The following is a 21192-nucleotide window of genomic DNA, read 5'->3' as shown; positions in this document are numbered from 1 at the left end:
AGGTCCATTCCACACGTAGACTGCCCGGCAATGGCATCGAAAGACAGAAAAGAAATACGTCGTCAGCTCCCTCCGGGACCGAACAAGAAAGAGTTTTCCCGGGAAAAATGGCTCAGTGCGATGGACGCGGAAAGCTGGACGCCGGACTTCCATAATCTGTTCACGGCCGGGCTCTTTTTCGACACGCTGCTCACCCGCATACGTGCGGAGAAAAAATTAAGCCAATCGCGCCTGCGGCCTGCTCAACTCATGCGTGCGATATTGGCGATATCGACGCACCATTATCACCGGATCTGTGGCCTGTCGATGTCGCAATCGATGGCAGCCCACGACGGTCGCAACCTGAACGGTGTATTGGATGTCACGCTGGATTGCGATGGCAGCGAAGAATTTTTTGTCGACGAAATCATGACCGGTCTCGGTGACGGACTCAGGCATGTGCTGGGTGAATTGGTCAACGAACACAGGGAAACCACGCTCTGGATTCCGGAGCCAGCGCTTACACAGGCCGATATCGAGCAGATTGCGCATGAAGTGGGTGTGGCCGTCACTTACCGCACCGCGTGCGAATATTGGAGCGAGTGTGAGGGTAACGGTTACCTGCTTGACGAGGAACATGACGGAAGTGTCGCACTTCGTCCCGGCGACACAAACAAAGAACGGTGTCGCACCGTTTCCATTTACCGCCGTGTCAACGCCGCGCTGCAGCACAGTCTGTCGTTGGCTGCGGACTTGAAAGGTTTGAGTCCGCAGCAAAAGGCGAGTGTCAGCAAAGTGCCGCTGGTATCCAGGATTTACGGCGGGACCCGTGTGGAACGTGTCGACCTGAGCTTCAACGAAAAGACGATGGACGAAGGCGTTCTGGCGACCGTGGAAGCGCTGACGGTCGAGGAAGGATGCTATGAAGAGCTGATGGATCGTCCGTTGCCGAAATTCGGCGCCGTGACCCTCAGGCAGCTCATGCAGGCTTGGCGAGTCCTCGAGTCGCTCGCGAGGCGTGTCTACGAAGATGCGGTCACGGACGACGTCGACGATATCGCGGCGTGCGAACGGGGTGGTCCTGCGATGAGCCGCTACCTACTGACGAACGTCATCGCGCGTGCCTTGCGCGTGGATGCGAAACGCGCAAGGGACATCCTCGCCGTGTTCGTATTTCGCGGAAAAGGCGAACAGGAGTTGTGGACCCAGCCTTTGATCAGGATCGGTGACCTGTACTACTTTGTCTTTCCATGCATTCTCAGCGTTCATCTTTTTCGGATTGCCGAGGGCTGGATGCGTCAGGGTGGCGTGGCCATGGCCGTACGAGGTACTTGCTTCGAGCGATTTGCGAGAAAGGAAATCGAAATTGCCCGCAAGCGGAGCGACGCGGAGCGGATTTTCAAACTGGTTAACAGCAAGTTGAAGTTGAAACTGAACGGCGTCACGGAAGATATCGATCTCGTCCTCGTCGTCGGTTCCACGATTTTGCTCATCGAGGCGAAATGCATCCTGTGGCCGGATGATGCGTTGCAGTTCGCTAACTACTTCGACACGATCCAGGACGCTGCCGGACAAATCAAGGCGAAGGCGGCGCTCGTTCGGGGAAACTATGCATATTTTTGCGAACGGATGGCGAAGAACGGGGTGGAGGTACCCGCTGACTGCCCTGAAATCGTTTCCTGTGTTTTAGTAAATTCCGCGATATACACGGGGTTCGCGTTCGACGGCATCCCGGTAATCGATCTTCCGATCCTGCTCGCCTATATCGAAAATTCGTACGTGAAATTGAAGCAATGGCGCACGGACGGGCACGAACTGTCGCTACGGTTCTACGAGGGCAGCGAAGATGCCGGGGGTGGACTGGCCGCATATCTGGCACACCCGCCGCATCTGGCGGATCTGCAGGTGCAAGAACGTGAAACGTCTTTCCGCTTTCCCGAGCAAAACGGTGTTCATCTCACACATCACTTCTATAAAGTCGACACCGATCTCGCTGAGATTAAGCGCAAATACGTCGGCAAAGATGAGCTGGATTCAACACAGAGTGTTCGGTATCGTCCTTCGCCCGATGTTTCCAGGTAAGCGTAGCGTACGATGTCATCCGGCCGAGTCTCGGCGGCCGGCCGCGGGCGCGCTTTTGACCGTTTGTCGAGGCCCTTATACAACGAAGTGTTTGTCGAAAAGCTATTTATTCAACGCAAGTTAGGCAGAGTTTGCTAATCTTGCTCTGTGGATATTGAATGTAAAACGGGTTTGATTCTCAGCGGTGGCGGCGCGCGCGCGGCTTACCAGGCGGGGGTCTTGCAGGCGATCTCCCGCATCCTGGGGGAGGCGGGCTGGCCCGCCGCGCGCAACCCGTTCGAGATCATCTGCGGCACGTCGGCCGGCGCCCTCAACGCGGCCGGGCTGGCCTGCCGCGCCGACGACTTCGGCGACGCCGTCGACCAGTTGGCGGACGTGTGGGAGGGCATCGATGTCACGCAGGTCTATCGTGCCGATTCGCTGGGCGTGCTGCGCTCCGGCGCGCGCTGGCTGTCGCTGCTGTCGTTCGGCTGGATGCTGCGCCAGTGGCATGCGGCGCCGCCGGCTTCGCTGCTCGACAACACGCCGCTCGTCGGCCTGCTGCACCACATGCTCGACCTGCCGCGCCTCGACGCGGCGCTGGCCAGCGGCTGCCTGGACGCGCTCGCCGTCACCGCGTCGTCGTACAGCGGCGGCCAGCACGTCACGTTCTACCAGAGCGAACGCGAGATCGCGCCATGGAAGCGGCACCAGCGCGTCGCCCTGCAGGGACAGATCGGCGTCGACCACCTGCTTGCGTCGAGCGCGTTGCCGTTCATTTTCCCGGCCGTGCCGCTGTACCTGGACGGCCGTATGGAATACTGCGGCGACGGCTCGATGCGCCAGTTGGCGCCGATCGCGCCCGCGATCCACCTGGGCGCGCGCCGCGTGCTCGTCGTGGGGGCGGGCCGCATGAACGAAACCGTGAACCACCTGCCGGCGCGCGTGCACTATCCGAGCGTCGCCCAGATCGCCGGCCACGCGCTGTCGTCGATCTTCCTCGACGGCCTCGCGATGGACATCGAACGCCTGCAGAGAGTCAACGATACCTTGTCGATGCTGCCGGACGACCTGCTGGCGAAGACGCCGCTGCGCCGCATCCGGCTGCTCGCGATCGTGCCGTCGGAACGCCTGGACGACATCGCCGCGCGCCACACGCACGACCTGCCGGGGCCCGTGCGCACCCTGCTGGGCGGGATCGGCGCGACGGAAAAGCGCGGCGCCGCGCTCGCGTCCTACCTGCTGTTCGAAGGCGGCTACACGCGCGAACTGATGGCGCTGGGCCAGCGCGACACGTATGCCCGGCGCCACGACGTACTGGAGTTTTTCGAAGCATGAGACGATGGCTGTTCCTGCTGGTTGCGCTGCTGTGGCTCGGGCTCGCCCAGGCCGCGCCGACCCCGACCCTGCGCTTCGAGCACCTGTCGGTGGACGACGGCCTCGCGCAGGAATCCGTGCTGTCCATCGTCCAGGACCCGGACGGCTTCATGTGGTTCGGCACCCAGTCCGGCCTGTCGCGCTATGACGGCTACCGCTTCACGAATTTCCGCAACGTCGTCGGCGATCCGAAGACGCTCGCCAACAACTGGGTGCGCGTGCTGTACGTCGACCGCAAGGGCCGGCTGTGGATCGGCACGGACGGCGGGCTCGATCGCTACGAACCGAAGACCGGTACGTTCACCCACTTCCTGCCGGACGAACCGGCCAAGCGGGGCAACGGCAACCGCCACATCCGCGCCATCCTGGACGACGGCAAGGAGGGCCTGTGGCTCGCGACCGCGGACGGCCTGCAGCACTTCGACATCGCGACCGGCCGCTTCGATACGTGGCACCACGTGCCGGGCGTGCCGGACAGCCTCGCGTCGGACAAGCTGACGGCCCTCGCGCGCGGGCGCGACGGCCGCCTGTGGATCGGCACCGCGGCGGGCCTCGACAGCCTCGATCCGGAGCGGATGCACTTCCGCCACCACCCGTCGCCGCGCGGCGGCAAGTACGACTTCGTGCAGGCGCTGATGGTCGACGCGGGCCAGGGCCTGTGGGTCGGCAGCATGGGCGGCCTGGAACGACTGCCGCTGGGCCAGAAAGGCGACGTCCGCACGTTCGGGCTTGATGACGGCATGCCGCCCGGCGAGATCAACGTGCTGTACGAGGATGCCGAGCGCCAGGTCTGGGTCGGCTCGCACGACCGCGGCCTGTACCGCTGGCTGCCGGCGCCGGGCCGCTTCGAACGCCATCCGCACCGCATCACCGACAGCTACAGCCTCGGCGACAACCAGGTCACGGCGCTGTACGGCGACCGCGTGGGCACGTTCTGGGTCGGCACGTGGTACGGCGGCGTATCGCGCGCGGACATGGGCAGCGGCGGCTTCGCGCGCATCGTGCGCGGCGACGACACGCCGCTCGCGCTGGAAGACAACAAGGTGCGCGGCATCGTCGGCGAGGGTACCGGCAAGCTGTGGCTCGCCACGAACGGCGGCCTGCACCTGTTCGATCCGGCGACCGGCGCGGACCAGGCATGGCGCCTGTCCCCCGTCGAAGCGGGGCTGACGGGCGATGCGATGGCGACGTCGGTGGCGCTGGGCCGCGACGGCGGCGTGTGGGTCGGCACGCGCAATGGCCTCGCGCGCTTCGATCCGAAGACCGGCCAGTTCACGCGGCGCCCGCTGTCCATGGACGACGTCGACGCCAACTTCGTGCGCAACGTGCACGTCACGCGCGACGGCACCCTGTGGGCCGCGAGCCGCGGCGGCCTGCACCGCATCGCACCGGACGGCAAGCAGACGACGTACCAGCACGACCCGGCCGCGGCCGCGAGCCTGGCCGACAACATCGTGCGCCCGATGCTGGAAGACCGCCACGGCCGCTTCTGGGTCGGCACGTTCGACGGCCTGGACCTGCTCGACCGCGGCACCGGCAAGTTCCGCCACTTCCGCCACGACCCGGACGATCCCACGAGCCTGTCGCACGACGAGGTGCACTACCTGCTGGAAGACCGGCGCGGCGACCTGTGGGTCGGCACGGCCGTGGGCCTGAACCGCATGGTCATCGGCGCCGACGGCACGCCGCGCTTCCAGCGCTACACGGTGCGCGACGGCATGGCGGACGACGTCGTGGCCGCGATGCAGGAAGACCTCGACGGCTTCATCTGGGTCTCCAGTTCGAGTGGCCTGCACCGGCTCGATCCGTCCAGCGGCGCCTGGCGCAATTACAATGCGACCGACGGCACGATCGAGGGCGCCTATTTCGACGCGTCCGCGCTGCGCGTGGCCGACGGCACGCTCTACTTCGGCGGCAACAACGGCATCACGGCGTTCAATCCGCGCGCACTGCATGACAACCTGATCGCGCCGCGCGCCGTCATCACCGGCCTGCAGATCTTCGGCCAGCCGTGGCAGGACGTCCGTCCGGGCATGCTGCCGGGCCCCATCGAGCGCCTGTCCGGCATCACGCTCACGCCGCAGGATTCCGTGTTCTCGCTGGAGTTCTCGGCGCTGCACTTCGCCGCCCCGGGCCGCAACCGCTTCGCCTATCGTCTCGTCGGCTTCGACCAGGACTGGATCGGCGTCGACGCCGGCAAGCGCTTCGCCACCTACACGAACCTCGATCCGGGCACCTACACGTTCCAGGTGCGCGCGGCGAACAAGGATGGCGTCTGGAGCGACGCCGCCGCCACGCTGGAGATCACCGTCCTGCCGCCGTACTGGAAGACGTGGTGGTTCCGCACCCTGTGCGCGCTGGTGGTGATCGGCTGCGGCTACGGCGCGTACCGCATCCGCGTGGACGTCCTGCGCCGCCAGAAGGCCATGCTGGAGCAGCAGGTCAGCGCGCGTACGGAGCGCATCGAGCAGCAGAACCGCCTGCTCGAACGCCAGACCGAGGAATTGCGCGAGCAGGAACGGCAGGTGCGGCGCCGCACGAACGAGCTGGCGCTGGCCAACGACGCGCTGCAGGAAAACGAGGAGCGGCTGTACCAGGCCAAGCAGCGCGCGGAAGACGCCACGCGCCAGAAGTCCGAGTTCCTCGCCAACATGAGCCACGAGATGCGCACGCCGCTGGCCGGCGTGATCGGCATGCTGGGCTTCGCGCTGCGCGACACGGCACTGCGCGACTGCACGCGCGAGCAGATCCTGCGCGGCCAGGCGAACGCGCAGTCGCTGCTGGCGATCATCAACGACCTGCTCGACTTTTCCAAGATCGAGGCGGGCAAGCTGACCATCGAGAACATCGACTTCGCGCTCGACGAATCGATCTCCCACGTGGGGACGCTGTTCGAGGAGCAGGCCGGCGCGCACAGCGTGGGCTTCGCCGTGCGCCTCGAGCCGGACCTGCCGCGCTTCGTCGTGGGCGATCCGACCCGCCTGCGCCAGATCCTCGTGAACCTCGTCGGCAACGCCTTCAAGTTCACCGAGAGCGGCTCGGTCACCGTGCGCGTCGAGCGCCGTCCGGAAGACCAGCACGACCGCGCGGGCCGCAACATGATCCGCTTCTCGGTGGAAGACACCGGCATCGGCATCGCGCCGGATGCGTTGCCGCGCCTGTTCCAGAAATTCGAGCAGGCCGACGCGACGACGACGCGCCGCTACGGCGGTACGGGCCTGGGCCTGGCGATCTGCCGCCAGCTCGTCGAACTGATGGGCGGCACGATCGGCGTCGCCAGCACGCCGGGCGTGGGCTCCACGTTCAGCTTCGTGCTGCCGCTGGCGGACGGCGTGCAGCCGCACTCCGTCGTCGACCAGCCGCGCGCGCCGCACACGCACCGCCTGCGCGTGCTGTGCGCGGAAGACTATCCGACCAACCAGATCATCGTGCGCATGATGCTGGAAGAGCTGGGCCACCAGGTCGACGTCGTCGAGAACGGCCTGCTGGCCGTGATGGCCTGCGCACGCACGCGCTACGACCTGATCCTGATGGACGGCCGCATGCCCGAGATGGACGGCGCGACGGCCACGCGCCTGATCCGCGCCGGCGGTCCGCTGGACGCGCCCGTGCTGGACCAGCACCTGATGATCGTGGCGCTCACCGCCAACGTCAGCGAGGAAGACCGCACGCGCTACCTGGCCTGCGGCATGGATGCCTTCATCACCAAGCCCATCGACGACGCGCAGCTGCACTTCCACATCACGCGCGCGATCGAGCGCCAGCTGCAGCGCGGGATCGAGCTCGCGCCGATGCCGGCGCCGGCCGCGCGCACGCCGTCGACGGCCGAGCTGGATGCCATGTTCGACGTGCCGGCCGACGCCGTCGCGCCGGTCGCGCCGGAGCCCGGTATCGTGCGGCGCACGGGCGACCTGAAGGACCGCCTGCGCGGCGCCTTCCTGGCCGACCTGCCGCGCCGCCGCATCGAACTGGAGAAGGCGCTGGAGGTGGGCGACCATGACACGGCCGGGCGCGTCCTGCACGGCATGAAGGGCAGCGCCGGCTACCTGGGCGAGGACGGGCTTCGTGCGCTGTGTGCCGAACTCGAGGGCCTGGCGGACGCCGGGCAGCTCGACGCCGTGCGCGCCGGCCTGCCGCGCCTGTGGGACCTGCTGGCTCGTTTCGAAGCGGAAACAGCCTGAATCGTGCGCTTGCAAGTTATCTGTATAATTGCCATTTAACAATTGCGACACAATGGGGCAGGGATGAAGGTTCTGATAGTCGACGATGACGTGGTGTCGCGCATGATGCTGATGCATATGATCGACAGCACCGCGAGCGGCGTATTCGACGTGCTGGAAGCGGAGGATGGCGAAGACGCGTGGGCGCAACTCGACGCCGGCGCGGATCCCGTGCTGCTGTTCTGCGACCTGCGCATGCCCCGTCTGTCGGGCATGGAATTGCTGGCGCGCGTGAAAGCGGATGCCCGTTTCGCCGGCCTGCCGTTCGTCCTCGTCTCGGCCGCTGCCGATGGCGCGACGATGGAGCAGGCGCTGTCGCTGGGCGCCGCCGGCTACATCGTCAAGCCGTTCGACGCTGCGCGCGTCGCGCAGCACCTGCAACCCCTGATGCGCGCGCCCGACGAGCAGCCCGACGCCACCCTGCGCCGCCTCGGCATCGACGCCACGCGCCTGCTGCTGTACCTCGGCGGCCTGCAGCGCCAGCTCGTCAGCGCCGGCACCGACCTGGCCGCGCTGCTGGCCACGAGCCAGCTCGACGCGGCCCGCGCCCACCTCGCGCGCCTGTGCGAGGGCTGCCGCACCTTGGGCCTGCACGGTGCCGCGAACGGTTTCGACGCCTTGCGCGACGCACCCGACGGCGCCGCCCTGACGCGCGAACTGGAGGCCGCGCATCGCGCCGTCATGCGCCAGACCGATGCCGCCCGGCACCTGGCGATGTAAGGTTTCGCGCCTGTTCGCAACGTTAAATTCCTGCTGGAAAACGCGAAAAATTGTTGTCGGAAATGTTGTAAATCACCCCTCCACACGGTTGCGGAATCCGGCATACTGATCCTTTGCCGTGGCCGGCATGCAGCATATCCCAGGCAGAACGGCAACTTGTCGGGCGTCTTTTTTGCCCCGTACGGACCGCGCCAAGCGCGCGCCGTCCGTCACGAGCTTGTCATTAAAATAGTCGACTTTGCACGGCAGCAGAGAACTGTCGGGATGGACTATCGACCAGGGATTGCATGAGCGAGGACTATGAAGACCACGGTTTCCCCCAGCCTGACCTTCCTTACCGGCGGCGGCCAGATGGCCGCGCGTATCGCCGCACATGATTGGCGCGCCACGGCGCTCGGACCCATCGAGCACTGGCCGGGCGCACTGCGCACGGCACTGGGCCTGGCGCTGAATTCCCGGTTCCCCACCTTGCTGTGCTGGGGCGCCGACCTGATCAGCTTTCATAACGATGCCTATACCCCATTGCTCGGCGACAAGGCCGCGCTGGGCCTGCCGTTCCGCACGGTCTGGCCGGAAGTCTGGGACACCGTCGGGCCGATCGCGACGAAAGCCTACGCGGGCGAAGCCTGCCACCACGAAGACATGCCTGTGCTGATGGAGCGCCAGGGCTATCCGGAACAGAGCTGGTTCACGTTCTCGTACAGTCCCGTGCGCGACGACGACGGCACCGTCGGCGGCATCCTGTGCACGGTCGTCGAGACCACCGGCAAGGTACGCGCGCTGGCGTCCCTGCGCCAGAAGGAAGAGACGCTGCGCCGCCTGAACGAGGCGCTGACGCACCAGGTGGCGTCGCACGCGAGCGACCGCGAACGCCTGTGGCGCATCTCGCCCGACGTGATGGCGGCGGCATCGCTGGCGACGGGACGCTTCCTCACCGTGAATCCCGCGTTCACCGCGTCCTTCGGCTGGAGTGCCGAGGAAGCGACCACGCGTCCGTTCATGGAGATGGTGTACCCGGACGACCGCGAGGACGTCCTGCGGAAGATGCAGGTCCTGGCCGACGGCACGCCGCTCGTCGGCTACGAGACGCGCGTGCTGCACAAGGACGGTTCGTACCGCTGGGTGTCGTGGACGATCTCCCCGGAAGGCGAACTGCTGTACGGCGTCGCGCGCGACATCACGGCGGAAAAACACCAGGCCGACGCGCTGCGCCAGGCCGAGGAAGCGCTGCGCCAGTCGCAGAAGATGGAAGCCGTGGGCCAGCTCACGGGCGGTCTCGCGCACGATTTCAACAACATGCTGGCGGGCGTGACGGGTCATTTGGAACTGATGAAGCTGCGCCTGCGCATGGGCCAGAGCGGCGATCTGCTGACGCGCATCGACGCCGCCCTCGGCGTCACGCAACGCGCCGCCGCGCTCACGCACCGCCTGCTCGCGTTCTCGCGCCGCCAGGCCCTCGATCCGAAGCCGACCAGCGTCAACGCACTCGTGATGTCGATGACGGACCTGATCGAGCGCGCGGCCGGCCCGTCGATCGCCGTGCGCACGCGTCTTGCCGCGGCGCTGTGGACGACCCTGTGCGACCCGAACCAGCTGGAAAGCGCCTTGCTGAACCTGGCGAACAATGCGCGCGACGCGATGCCGGAAGGCGGCCTGCTCGTCATCGAGACGGAAAACGTCACGCTCACGCCAGCCCAGGCGCGCCGCCACGGCGACCTGCGGCCCGGAGAATATGTGCAGGTGAGCGTGCGCGACAACGGCGCCGGCATGGCGCCGGACGTCGCCGCACGCGCGTTCGACCCGTTCTTCACGACGAAGCCGATGGGGCAGGGGACCGGCCTGGGCCTGTCGATGGTGTACGGCTTCGCGCACCAGTCGGGCGGCAACGTGCGCATCGAATCGCGGCCGGGGCAGGGAACGGAAGTGCGCCTGCTGCTGCCGCGCCACCTGGTCGAGACGCCGGCGGCGGCCAGCCCGGACGTCGAGCCGCCGCTGGAAGCGGGGTCCCGCAAGGGCGTGGTGATGGTCGTCGACGACGAGGCGGACATCCGCGCCGTGATGTCCGAGGTGCTGGAGCTGCAGGGCTACACGGTGCTCGTCGCCTGCGACGCGCCGCAGGCGCTGCGCCTGTTGAAGGACGCGCGGCCGGACATGCTCGTGACCGACGTCGGCCTGCCCAACGGCATGAACGGCCGCCAGCTGGCCGACCACGTGCGCGTGCAATGGCCGCAACTGCCCGTACTGATGGTGACGGGCTATGCGGAAAGCACGGTGATGAAGAACGAGAAGCTGCCCGCGCAGATGGAAATCCTGACCAAGCCTTTTGCCATGAACGCGCTGGTGGACAAGGTCGGCTGCATGCTGGCGCAGAGTGTGGGTACTGAGGTGAACGCGGAGACGGGCGCCGAAGCCGCCTGAGCGGCGGCTTCGGGCTTGTCGGTTGAACGTCAGGCGGCCAGGTCGTTCCGGCCGTCGTCCAGCGTGACGAGTTCACCGAAGTGCACGGTGCGCGTCGCGATGTCGTGGTACGCGCCCACGAGACCCATCTCGCCGCGCGCGATGCGCTCGCGCAGGAAGGCGCTGCCGGCGATGATCTCATCCAGCGAGTTCTCGATGTTGCGGCGCGTGACGTCCTCGAGCATCGCCTTGCTGTCCAGCGGATGGTGGGCGCCGCACTTGCACTGGTCGACCGCCTTGCGGATCTTGCCCGTGATCGCCCCCATGCTGTGCGCGCCTTCGTTCTGCAGCGCGAGGCCGATCGCGCCGCAGCTCGAGTGGCCTTTCACGACGATCAGTTTCGCGCCCAGTTTATGGGCGATCTCCAGGCTGCCGATGATCTCGCGGCTGATCACGTTGCCGGCGATGCGGATCGTCAGCAAATCGCCCAGGCCGGCATCGAAGATGATTTCCGGCGACGTGCGCGAATCGATGCAGTTGACGACGACGGCCATCGGGTGCTGTCCGCCCGCCGTCGCCTCGACCTGGTGCAGATAGTATTTCTTGGTCGTGCGGCCCGCGCGGAAGCGCTCGTTGCCGTCGCGCAGCAGTTGCAGCACGTCTTCCGGAGCCAGCCTGGTCTGCGTGTCCTTGTCGAGGGCGGGCACGAACTGGATCGGGTCGTGCAGGACGTATTCGTCGCGCAGCCCGACGACGTTCAGCTTGACGTTGCGTTCCGCCGCCACGACGCGATAGTCGTTGATGACTTCCAGCACGTCGTGGTCGATGTAGTCCGAGTTGGCCGCGTCGATCAGCACGTTCGCGTTCTCCGGGATTTCCCACAGCGCGCTCTTGATCGTCGCTTTGTTCAGGAACGACACCTGGTTCGGCAATTCCATCTTGACGACTTCGCCGATGTGCAGGCGGTACTGTTCCATCGAGAACGGATTCTTGAAGTGGCTGCGCATCAGGTAGAACAGGGCGGCGGCGAGGCCGATCAGCACGCCGGTCAGCAGGTCCGTCAGCACGATCGCGGCGACGGTGACGGCGAACGGCACGAACTGCGACCAGCCCTTCTTGTACATGTCGCGGAACAGCGAGACCTTGGCCAGCTTGTAGCCCGTCACGATGAGGATCGCGGCCAGCGCGGCGAGCGGGATCAGGTTCAGCATGGGCGCCAGTACGAGCACGCTGGCGAGCAGCAGCAGGCCGTGAACGATGGTCGACGCCTTCGTGCGGTTGTCGTTCTGGATGTTGACGGAACTGCGCACGATGACGGACGTGACGGGCAGGCCGCCCAGCAGGCCGGCGCAGATATTGCCGACGCCTTGCGCGACGAGTTCGCGGTTCGTCGGCGTTTCGCGCTTGTGCGGATCGAGCTTGTCGACCGCTTCCACGTTCAGCAGCGTCTCCAGCGACGCGACGATCGCGATCGTGAAGCCGACGATCCACACGTCGTGGTTCGTGAAATGGGCGAGGTCCGGGAAATGCAGGTAAGCACCCAGGTTGCCGATATCGATGGGCGGGATATCGACGAGGTGTTCCGGATCGATGCTCAGTGCAGGAAAGAAACGATCGAATGTCACATTCAGTGCAACGCCCAATGCCACGACGAACAATGGCGCCGGCAGCAATTTGATGTTTTTTAATGGCGTTTTGTCCCAATACACCAGGATCAGCATCGACAGCAGTGCAATGATCATGGCGCCGGGCGTGATTGCATTGAATGCGTGCGCAATGGCGGAAAACGTGTTTTCGCCATTGGCCTGGATGAACGACGTTTCATCGGCCGGATTGGCGTCATAACCGATCGCATGGGGAATCTGTTTGAGAATCAGCAGAATGCCGATCGCCGCGAGTAATCCCTTGATCACGTTCGACGGAATGTAATTGGCGATAAAGCCGGCACGGGCGAAACCCATGGCCAATTGCATTACGCCGGCAATCAATATGGCCACGAGCAGGATCTCGAAGGCGCCGAGTTTCGTGATCGAGGCGAGGACGACGGCCGCCAGCCCGGCCGCGGGGCCGCTGACGCTCGTGTGGGAACCGCTGATGGCACCGACGACGATGCCGCCGATAATGCCGGAAATAATCCCGGAAAACAAAGGTGCGCCCGAGGCGAGGGCAATACCGAGACACAGGGGCAAGGCGACAAGAAACACTACTATGCCGGCCGGCAAATCGTACTTGAGGGTATTCGTATGCATGAGAATCTCGCGGAAGAACGATGGTTGTCAGTCAGAATGCGCTTATTCGTTTTGCGCATGGCGATATAACGATTTACATCGGGTTTTGGCCGATGAATCGGATTCATGAACGTTTGATTTGGATTGAACCAAAACGGTGCAATGCACCGTTTCGATGCATTTTCAGGAACGTCGATTGTTAAAACGACGGGGAAAAAATATAACATGCAGTTTGCAAATGCGTCCAGCATGTCCAATCAAACGTTACAATTCTTTCGACCGAATGGATTTGGATAAAAGCGGTTTTTATCGGGTTATTTTTATTGCTTTGAATAATCCCGAATTACGACTCTGATAAACGTGCGGACGCCTGGAGAGGGGGCGAACGTTGTGGGAGGGGCGTGGCTGCTGTAGAATAGCTGGCTGCAGTACGCAGAGTGTCGCCATAGTACAATGGATAGTACAAGGTCCTCCTAAGACTTAGATGCAGGTTCGATTCCTGCTGGCGACACCACTTCCACCGCCTCCCACACTTTTTACGGAAGTCCGCGAACCGATCGGCGTCGCGGCCGCTCACACCATGGCTGTCATTTCCCTCTCTTCCGCGCAACTGGCATTCGGCCACGTCGCGCTGCTCGACCATGCCGATTTCTCGCTGGAAGCCGGCGAACGCGTCGGCCTCATCGGCCGCAACGGCACCGGCAAATCGTCGCTGCTGAAAATCATTTCCGGCCGTTCGAAACTGGACGACGGCCTGCTCGTCATGCAGCAGAACGTCAAGATCGCGTACGTCGAGCAGGAACCCGTGTTCGATCCGGAGATGACGGTGTTCGACGCGGTCGCCATGGGCATGGGCGACCAGCAGGCGATGCTCGCGGAATACGAGTCGCTGACGGGGCAATTCGGTCATGGCAATGACGACGCCATCATGGAGCGCATGCACGATCTGCAAGTGAAACTCGACGCGACGGATGCGTGGAACCTCGGCAACCGGGTCGAGACGACGCTGGGCCGCCTGGGCCTCGCGGGCGATGCGAAGATGGGCACCTTGTCGGGCGGCATGCAGAAGCGCGTGGCGCTGGCCGTCGCGCTCGTGTCCGGCCCGGACGTGCTGCTGCTGGACGAACCGACGAACCACCTGGACTTCACGTCGATCCAGTGGCTGGAAGGCCTGCTGCGCGAATTCCGCGGCTCCGTGCTGTTCATCACCCACGACCGCCGCTTTCTCGACAACGTCGCCACGCGCATCATCGAACTGGACCGCGGCCGCCTGCTGTCGTTCCCCGGCAATTTCAGCAAGTACCAGGAGCGCAAGAAAGAACTGCTCGCGATCGAAGAGGTCGAGAACGCCAAGTTCGACAAGGTGCTTGCACAGGAAGAGGTGTGGATCCGCAAGGGCGTGGAAGCGCGCCGCACCCGCAACGAAGGCCGTGTGCGCCGCCTGGAAGACTTGCGCCTGCAGCGTTCCGCGCGCCGCGACCAGCAAGGCCAGGTGCGGATCGACGTCGCGACCGGGGAGCGTTCCGGCAAGATCGTCGCGGAACTGGAAAACATCTCGAAGGCCTATGGCGAGAAAACGATCGTCAGCAACTTCACGGGCACGATCATGCGCGGCGACAAGGTCGGCCTGATCGGGCCGAACGGCGCGGGCAAGACGACGCTGCTGAAAATCATTCTTGGCGAAGAGACGGTGGACAGCGGCAACGTCAAGCTGGGCACGCGTTTGAACGTCGCTTACTTCGACCAGATGCGCGCGCAGCTGAACGAGGAAGCGACGCTGGCCGATACGATCGCGCCGGGCAGCGACTGGGTCGAGATCAACGGCCAGCGCAAGCACGTGATGAGCTACCTGGGCGACTTCCTGTTCGCGCCCGAGCGCGCGCGTTCGCCCGTGAAATCGCTGTCCGGCGGCGAGCGTAACCGCCTGCTGCTGGCGCGGCTGTTCGCCAAGCCGGCCAACTGCCTCGTGCTCGACGAACCGACCAACGACCTCGACATCGATACGCTCGAACTGCTCGAAGAACTGTTGACGGATTACACGGGCACCGTGTTCCTCGTCAGCCACGACCGCACGTTCCTCGACAACGTCGTCACGCAAGTCATCGTGTCCGAAGGGCAGGGGGCATGGCGCGAATTTGTCGGTGGCTATAGCGACTGGGAACGCGTGAAAGCGACCCCCACGCCCGCGCCCGCGGTAGCACAAAAGGCCCCGCCGGCGAAAGCGCAGGATATGTCATCCAGCGCACAGAACGCGCCCGGCAAGAAGGTAAAGTTGAGTTACAAGGAGCAGCGAGAGCTGGAGGAGTTGCCTCAGCTTATCGCCAGCCTTGAAGACGAGCAGTCGGCCATCACGGCACAGCTGAATGCGCCCGACTTCTACAAGACCAATCCCGCTGACGCGCGCCGGATCAATGCGCGTTACGCTGAAATCGAGGAGCTGCTGCTCGACGCCCTGGAGCGTTGGGAAGTCCTCGAAGCGCGCGCACGGGGAGAATAGCCCATGCGTTAGCGCATCGCTGAGCGCGGGCCAGGCGCCCGCTGACGGAGGAACATTGACTGAGCATGAAGACCGCTGCGCCGTGCCCGCCACGGCAGCCATCTCCGCCGACGCTCCGATGTTCAACCGCGCGGCCTGGCTTCGCATCCTGCCTTTCGCCGCCTACCTGGCCTTCATCGTCATCGGCGACGTGCTCGAACGCCTGGGTGTCCCGCAGGACGCCCTGCGCTGGCTGTACCCCGCCAAGATCGCCCTCGTGGCCCTGTTGCTGGCGCTGTTCTGGCGCCAGTATCGAGAACTTTCCCCCTTTTATCTCACACCGTCGCAGCTGCTCACCGCGCTGGCGACGGGCGTGCTCGTGCTCGTGCTGTGGATCAGCCTGGACGCTGACTGGATGGTCGTCGGTTCCCCATCCGGCTTCGATCCACGCGTCGATGGCCGCATCGACTGGCTGCTCGTTGCGATCCGCATCGCCGGCGCGGCGCTCGTCGTGCCTGTCATGGAAGAGTTGTTCTGGCGCTCTTTCTTGATGCGATGGGTCGATGCGCCCGACTTCGAGTCGGTTGTGCCCTCTCAACTCACCATCAAAAGTTTCGTGATCACCGTCGTGCTGTTCGGTGTCGAACATAACCTCTGGCTTGCCGGGATCGTTGCGGGCGCGGCCTACAGTCTGCTGTACATGCGTCACCGCAACTTGTGGTCGCCGATCCTGGCACACGCCGTCACCAACGGCCTGCTGGGTGTGTGGGTGGTTCGGACCGGCAGTTGGTCTTACTGGTAAGCCGTCCGCCATTAACTTCAAGAAAAAGATAAACCATCATGCTGAATTTCCGCGTGCGTCCCCTTGCCCTGTTGCTCTGCACCCTGTTCACCTTGCCCGCCGGTGCCGGCCCCAGCGATGCGCTCCACCTCTATGCCGGCGTTGGCTACGGCCACGACGACAACCTGCTGCGTATCCCCGAAGGCCAGCCCGGCTTCGATGGCACCCGCGCCGATTCGTGGTGGATGCGCGAGGGTGGATTGATCTTCGATAAGACCTACAGCCGCCAGCGGATTTCCATCGTGGCCAAGCTGTCGAAGTACGACTTCGACCATTTCAAACAGCTGAATTACGATGGCAAGGACTTGCAGGCAACCTGGTTCTGGCAACTCGGCAACCACCTCGAAGGCAAGGTCGGCACCACCTACCAGCAGGTGCTGGCGCCCTACACTGATTTCCAGAGCAACGAGCGCAACCTTCGCCGCAGCCGCAGCCAGTTCGCGGAAGGCGCGTGGCGCTTCCACTCGTCCTGGCGCGTGCGCACGGGCTTCCAGCGCGACAAGTACGACTACGAGCTGTTCGCCCAGCGCTACAACAACCGCACGGAGGACTCGAGTGAGGTCGAGCTCGATTACCTGCCCAGCAGCGGCAGCACGGTCGGCCTCGTGGCGCGGCGGGTCAAGGGCAAATATCCCTATCCGCGCCCCGTCGGTCCGAACCTTCTCAACGACAATTTCACGCAGGATGAACTGAAGGCACGTGTGCTGTGGATCGCGACGGGCTCCACGACGTTCGACGCCCTGGTCGGCTACACACGGCGCGACCAGCCTTCGTTCGGCACGGGCAAGACGAGCGGCGTGGCCGGCAAGGTCAAGGCCACGTACCAGCCGCGCGGCAAGATGACGTACCGCGCCGCCGTCTGGCGCGACTTCGCGCCGCTGGAGAGCACGGTCGTGAGCTATACGCTGAACAAGGGCGCCAGCGTGGGCGCGCAGTGGGATGCGACGGCCAAGATCAAGGTGAATGCCGACGCCGTCTACGAGCGGCGCAACTACAACGCGCGCGAGACGTTCGCCAACGCGGGCGACATCCGCGATTCCATCCGCACGCAGAGCCTGTCCGCGACGTGGACGCCGCGGCCGACCATCCAGGTATCGGCCGGGCTGGCGCATCAGGCGCGCAGCGGATCGCCGGTGCTCGGTACGGGCAGCTTCAAGTCGAACAGCGTGTCGCTGTCGGCCAATGCGCAGTTCTGATTGCGCAGTTTCTGATTGTCCTTATGACCGTCAATGACATACCGCTGATTTCGTTTTTCCAGCGCGTACTCGATCCTCTGATCATCATGGGCACCCTGTACCTGTCGGCGGTGCTGTTCCATGAACCGTTCTCGGGCTACCTGCTGGTGTTGATGGTGTTGGCGTTCTTCATCTCGTCGGCCGTGTACCAGCACGTCGATCCGTACCGCACGTGGCGCAGCGGCCGCATGTGGGCCTATGCGCGCGACACGATCTTCGGCTGGTGCGTGACGCTCGCCGTGCTGATGTTCCTCGGTTCGTCCAGCGGCCTCAAATACTATTACGACGAGCGCGTGCTGCTCGCCTGGGCCGTCGCCACGCCGCTGATTTTGCTGGGCAGCCACATCGCCGTGCGCATGGCGAACCGGCCCGGCAACAACAAGGAAGTACGCTCCGTCGTGGTGGTCGGCGTCAACGACGTGGGCCTGAAATTCGCCGGCATCTGCGACCGCCATCCGAACCTGTTCATGCAGGTGCGCGGCTTCTTCGACGACCGCGACGGCGAACGGCACCCGGCCGAGCTGCCGCACCCGATGCTGGGCAAGACGAGCGAGCTGGTGCAGTACGTGCGCGATAACGGCATCAAGATGATCTTCATCAGCCAGCCGATCTCGGCGCAGCCGCGCATCCGCAAGCTCATCGACGAGCTGCAGGACACGACCGCGTCCGTCTATTTCCTGCCGGACGTTTACATCTTCGACCTGATGCAGGCCCGCTTCGACAACGTGGGCGGCATGCCCGTGATCGCGATCTGCGAGACCCCGTTCATGGGCCTGAACAGCACCATCAAGCGCGGCTCCGACATCGTACTGTCGTGCCTCATCCTGCTGTTGCTGGCGCCGCTGATGCTCGCGATCGCCGTGGCCGTGAGGATGGATTCGCCAGGCCCGATCATTTTCCGCCAGCGCCGCTACGGCCTGTATGGCGAAGAGATCATCGTCTACAAATTCCGCTCGATGAAGGTGACGGAAAACGGCGCGGCCGTCGTGCAGGCGCGCAAGGACGACGACCGCGTGACGCCCATCGGCCGCTTCCTGCGCCGCACGTCGCTCGACGAACTGCCGCAGTTCGTCAACGTGTTGCAGGGCAGGATGAGCATCGTCGGGCCGCGTCCGCACGCGGTCGCGCACAACGAGCAGTATCGCAAGCTGATCAAGGGATACATGCTGCGCCATAAGGTCAAACCGGGCATTACCGGCTGGGCCCAGGTCAACGGCCTGCGTGGCGAAACGGCCACGCTGGACAAGATGGAGGCGCGTATCCAGTACGACCTCGATTACCTGCGCAACTGGTCGCTGTGGCTGGATCTGTGGATCGTCCTCAAGACCGTAAAAGTCGTGTTGACGCGCGAGAACGCGTTTTAAGACCTGCACATGTGGGGTCGCTTAGGTTCGACTTAAAGAGCCGGATTCAATCGGATCGGCGCTTGCGGCGCCGGATGGGCTGCGTGAGAATAATTGCTGAGATTGCAATTTTTTATTGATTTTGCATAACAATTCGCCAGGACAACAGCCAATGAAGAAAGCGTTGATCACGGGTGTCACCGGCCAGGACGGTTCCTATCTCGCGGAACTCCTGCTGGCCAAGGGTTATGAAGTGCATGGCATCAAGCGGCGCGCCTCGCTCTTCAATACCGAGCGGATCGATCACATCTACCAGGACCCGCACGTCGAAGACAGTCGCTTCCACCTGCACTACGGCGACCTGTCCGACACGTCGAACCTCAACCGCATCCTGTGCGAAGTCCGTCCGGACGAGGTCTACAACCTCGGTGCGATGAGCCACGTGGCCGTGTCGTTCGAATCGCCGGAATACACGGCCGACGTCGATGGCCTGGGCACGCTGCGCCTGCTGGAAGCGATCCGGTTCCTCGGCCTGGAAAAGACGACGCGTTTTTATCAGGCGTCCACGTCGGAACTCTACGGCCTCGTCCAGGAAACCCCGCAGCGCGAGACGACGCCGTTTTATCCGCGCAGCCCGTATGCCGTCGCCAAGCTGTACGCCTACTGGATCACGGTCAATTACCGCGAAGCGTATGGCCTGTATGCCTGCAACGGCATCCTGTTCAACCACGAATCCCCGCGCCGCGGCGAGACCTTTGTCACGCGCAAGATCACGCGCGGCCTCGCGAACATTTCGCAAGGCCTGGAGCAGCAGCTGTTTCTCGGCAACCTCGACGCGCTGCGTGACTGGGGCCATGCACGCGATTACGTCGAGATGCAGTGGCTGATGCTGCAGCAGGACACGCCGGAGGACTACGTCATCGCGACGGGCCGCCAGTATTCCGTGCGGCACTTCGTCGAAACGGCCGCGCGCGAGCTGGGCATCGAGATCGCGTGGCAGGGCGAGGGCGTGCACGAACGCGGCGTGATCGCCGCCATCCACGGCGACAAGGCACCCGGGGTCGTGGTGGGCCAACCGATCGTCGCCGTCGACCCGCAATACTTCCGTCCGACGGAAGTCGACACGCTGCTCGGCGATCCGGGCAAGGCGCGTCGCCGGCTCGGCTGGGAGCCCCGGACCTCTTTCGAAGCAATGGTGCAGGAAATGGTGGCGCACGACCTCGAGACGGCGCGTCGTCACAAGCTCCTCGCCTCGCATGGCTACAACGTTGCAATTTCACTGGAGTGAACGTTGAATACTCAACCCCGCATCTACGTGGCCGGCCATAACGGGCTGGTCGGTTCGGCCATCGTGCGCGTGCTGCGCGCGCAAGGCCACACGAACATCGTCACGCGCAGTCACGCGGAACTCGAACTGACCGACCAGGCCCAGGTCCGCGAGTTCTTCCGCAACGAGCGCATCGACCAGGTCTACCTGGCCGCCGCCAAGGTCGGCGGCATCCACGCGAACAACACGTATCCGGCCGACTTCATCTACGACAACATGATGGTGCAGGCGAACGTCGTGCACGAAGCGTGGCGCAATGGCGTGAACAAGCTGCTGTTCCTCGGCTCGTCGTGTATCTACCCGCGCCTGGCCCAGCAGCCGATCAGGGAAGAGTACTTGATGAGCGGCATGCTGGAGCCCACCAACGAGCCGTATGCGATGGCGAAGATTGCCGGCATCAAACTGTGCGAAAGCTACAACCGCCAGTACGGCACGGATTACCGCAGCGTGATGCCCACGAATCTGTACGGTCCCGGCGACAACTACCACCCGGAAAACAGCCACGTGATCCCCGCGCTGATGCGGCGCTTCCACGAAGCCAAGCTGACCGGTGCGCCCGAAGTCGTGATCTGGGGCAGCGGCAAGCCGATGCGCGAATTCCTGTACGTCGACGACATGGCGGAAGCAAGCGTGTACGTGATGAACCTCGACCACGACACCTATGCGTCGACCACCGACCCGATGCATTCGCACATCAACGTGGGCACGGGCGAGGACGTCACCATCGCGGATCTCGCGCGGCTCGTCGGCGAGACGGTCGGCTACCGCGGCCGCATCGCGTTCGACCCCAGCAAGCCGGACGGCACGCCGCGCAAGCTGCTCGACGTGTCCAAGCTGAAATCCCTCGGCTGGCAGGCGCGCACGCCGTTGCCGGAAGGATTGCAGCGCGCGTACGCGGCCTTCGTCGACCTGATGGCCGACCAGGAAAAGCGGGCCGCCGCCTGAACCATCGCGGCCGAGCCGTACGGCAGAGTGTTAATTGACGAAC

General features: G+C 64.3%; 12 protein-coding genes and 1 tRNA gene. 12 read left to right on the top strand and 1 reads right to left on the bottom strand.

Translation table 11 applies throughout. From position 1 onward, the window contains the following. The first annotated feature begins 30 nt into the window (after positions 1-30). The 5 genes from P0M04_RS00505 (at position 31) to P0M04_RS00485 (ending at position 10775) form a co-directional block, all read left to right on the top strand. On the top strand, positions 31-2061 hold the full coding sequence (locus P0M04_RS00505) for a hypothetical protein (RefSeq protein ID WP_259452427.1): 2031 nt from the start codon (positions 31-33) through the stop codon (positions 2059-2061). A gap of 147 nt (positions 2062-2208) precedes the next feature. Then, complete coding sequence (locus P0M04_RS00500) at positions 2209-3378, top strand: patatin-like phospholipase family protein (RefSeq protein ID WP_259452428.1); 1170 nt, start codon at positions 2209-2211, stop codon at positions 3376-3378. Further along, a complete protein-coding gene (locus P0M04_RS00495; RefSeq protein ID WP_259452429.1) occupies positions 3375-7598 on the top strand; it encodes a hybrid sensor histidine kinase/response regulator in 4224 nt (1407 codons plus the stop codon). The genes P0M04_RS00500 and P0M04_RS00495 overlap by 4 nt, the downstream gene beginning before the upstream one ends. Positions 7599-7661: 63 nt before the next feature. Then, positions 7662-8357, top strand: coding sequence for a response regulator transcription factor (locus P0M04_RS00490; RefSeq protein WP_259452430.1), 696 nt, complete (start codon positions 7662-7664; stop codon positions 8355-8357). Positions 8358-8657: 300 nt separating this feature from the next. Further along, positions 8658-10775, top strand: coding sequence for a hybrid sensor histidine kinase/response regulator (locus P0M04_RS00485; protein WP_259452431.1), 2118 nt, complete (start codon positions 8658-8660; stop codon positions 10773-10775). Between the two features lie 29 nt (positions 10776-10804). Here P0M04_RS00485 and P0M04_RS00480 read toward each other — a convergent pair whose 3' ends face one another. Then, complete coding sequence (locus tag P0M04_RS00480; RefSeq protein WP_259452432.1) at positions 10805-13003, bottom strand: bifunctional SulP family inorganic anion transporter/carbonic anhydrase; 2199 nt, start codon at positions 13001-13003, stop codon at positions 10805-10807. A gap of 418 nt (positions 13004-13421) precedes the next feature. On the opposite strand from P0M04_RS00480, the gene P0M04_RS00475 reads away from it, so the two are divergent. From P0M04_RS00475 to fcl, 7 genes are all read left to right on the top strand, one after another. Beyond that, positions 13422-13496: transfer RNA gene (locus P0M04_RS00475), tRNA-Arg, on the top strand. 66 nt (positions 13497-13562) lie between these two features. After that, positions 13563-15479 carry an ATP-binding cassette domain-containing protein gene (locus tag P0M04_RS00470; protein WP_259452433.1) on the top strand — a complete coding sequence of 639 codons (1917 nt, stop codon included), beginning with the start codon at positions 13563-13565 and terminating at the stop codon, positions 15477-15479. A 55-nt stretch (positions 15480-15534) separates the two neighbouring features. Beyond that, complete coding sequence (locus tag P0M04_RS00465) at positions 15535-16260, top strand: CAAX prenyl protease-related protein (RefSeq protein ID WP_259452434.1); 726 nt, start codon at positions 15535-15537, stop codon at positions 16258-16260. A gap of 38 nt (positions 16261-16298) precedes the next feature. Then, positions 16299-17495 carry an XrtB/PEP-CTERM-associated polysaccharide biosynthesis outer membrane protein EpsL gene (gene epsL / locus P0M04_RS00460; protein ID WP_259452435.1) on the top strand — a complete coding sequence of 399 codons (1197 nt, stop codon included), beginning with the start codon at positions 16299-16301 and terminating at the stop codon, positions 17493-17495. A gap of 23 nt (positions 17496-17518) precedes the next feature. Beyond that, positions 17519-18898: an undecaprenyl-phosphate glucose phosphotransferase gene (locus P0M04_RS00455; protein ID WP_259452436.1), complete on the top strand. Its 1380-nt coding sequence runs from the start codon at positions 17519-17521 to the stop codon at positions 18896-18898. A gap of 151 nt (positions 18899-19049) precedes the next feature. Next, the gene (gene gmd / locus P0M04_RS00450) at positions 19050-20165 is read left to right on the top strand and encodes a GDP-mannose 4,6-dehydratase (protein WP_259452437.1); all 1116 of its coding nucleotides are present in this window, start codon (positions 19050-19052) and stop codon (positions 20163-20165) included. A 3-nt stretch (positions 20166-20168) separates the two neighbouring features. After that, a complete protein-coding gene (gene fcl / locus P0M04_RS00445; RefSeq protein ID WP_259452438.1) occupies positions 20169-21149 on the top strand; it encodes a GDP-L-fucose synthase in 981 nt (326 codons plus the stop codon). Positions 21150-21192 lie beyond the last annotated feature (43 nt).

The sequence above is a fragment of the Telluria mixta genome, assembly GCF_029223865.1.
In the GTDB taxonomy this organism is placed as follows: Bacteria; Pseudomonadota; Gammaproteobacteria; order Burkholderiales; family Burkholderiaceae_D; genus Telluria; species Telluria mixta.
This window is presented reverse-complemented; position numbering and strand designations above follow the sequence as displayed.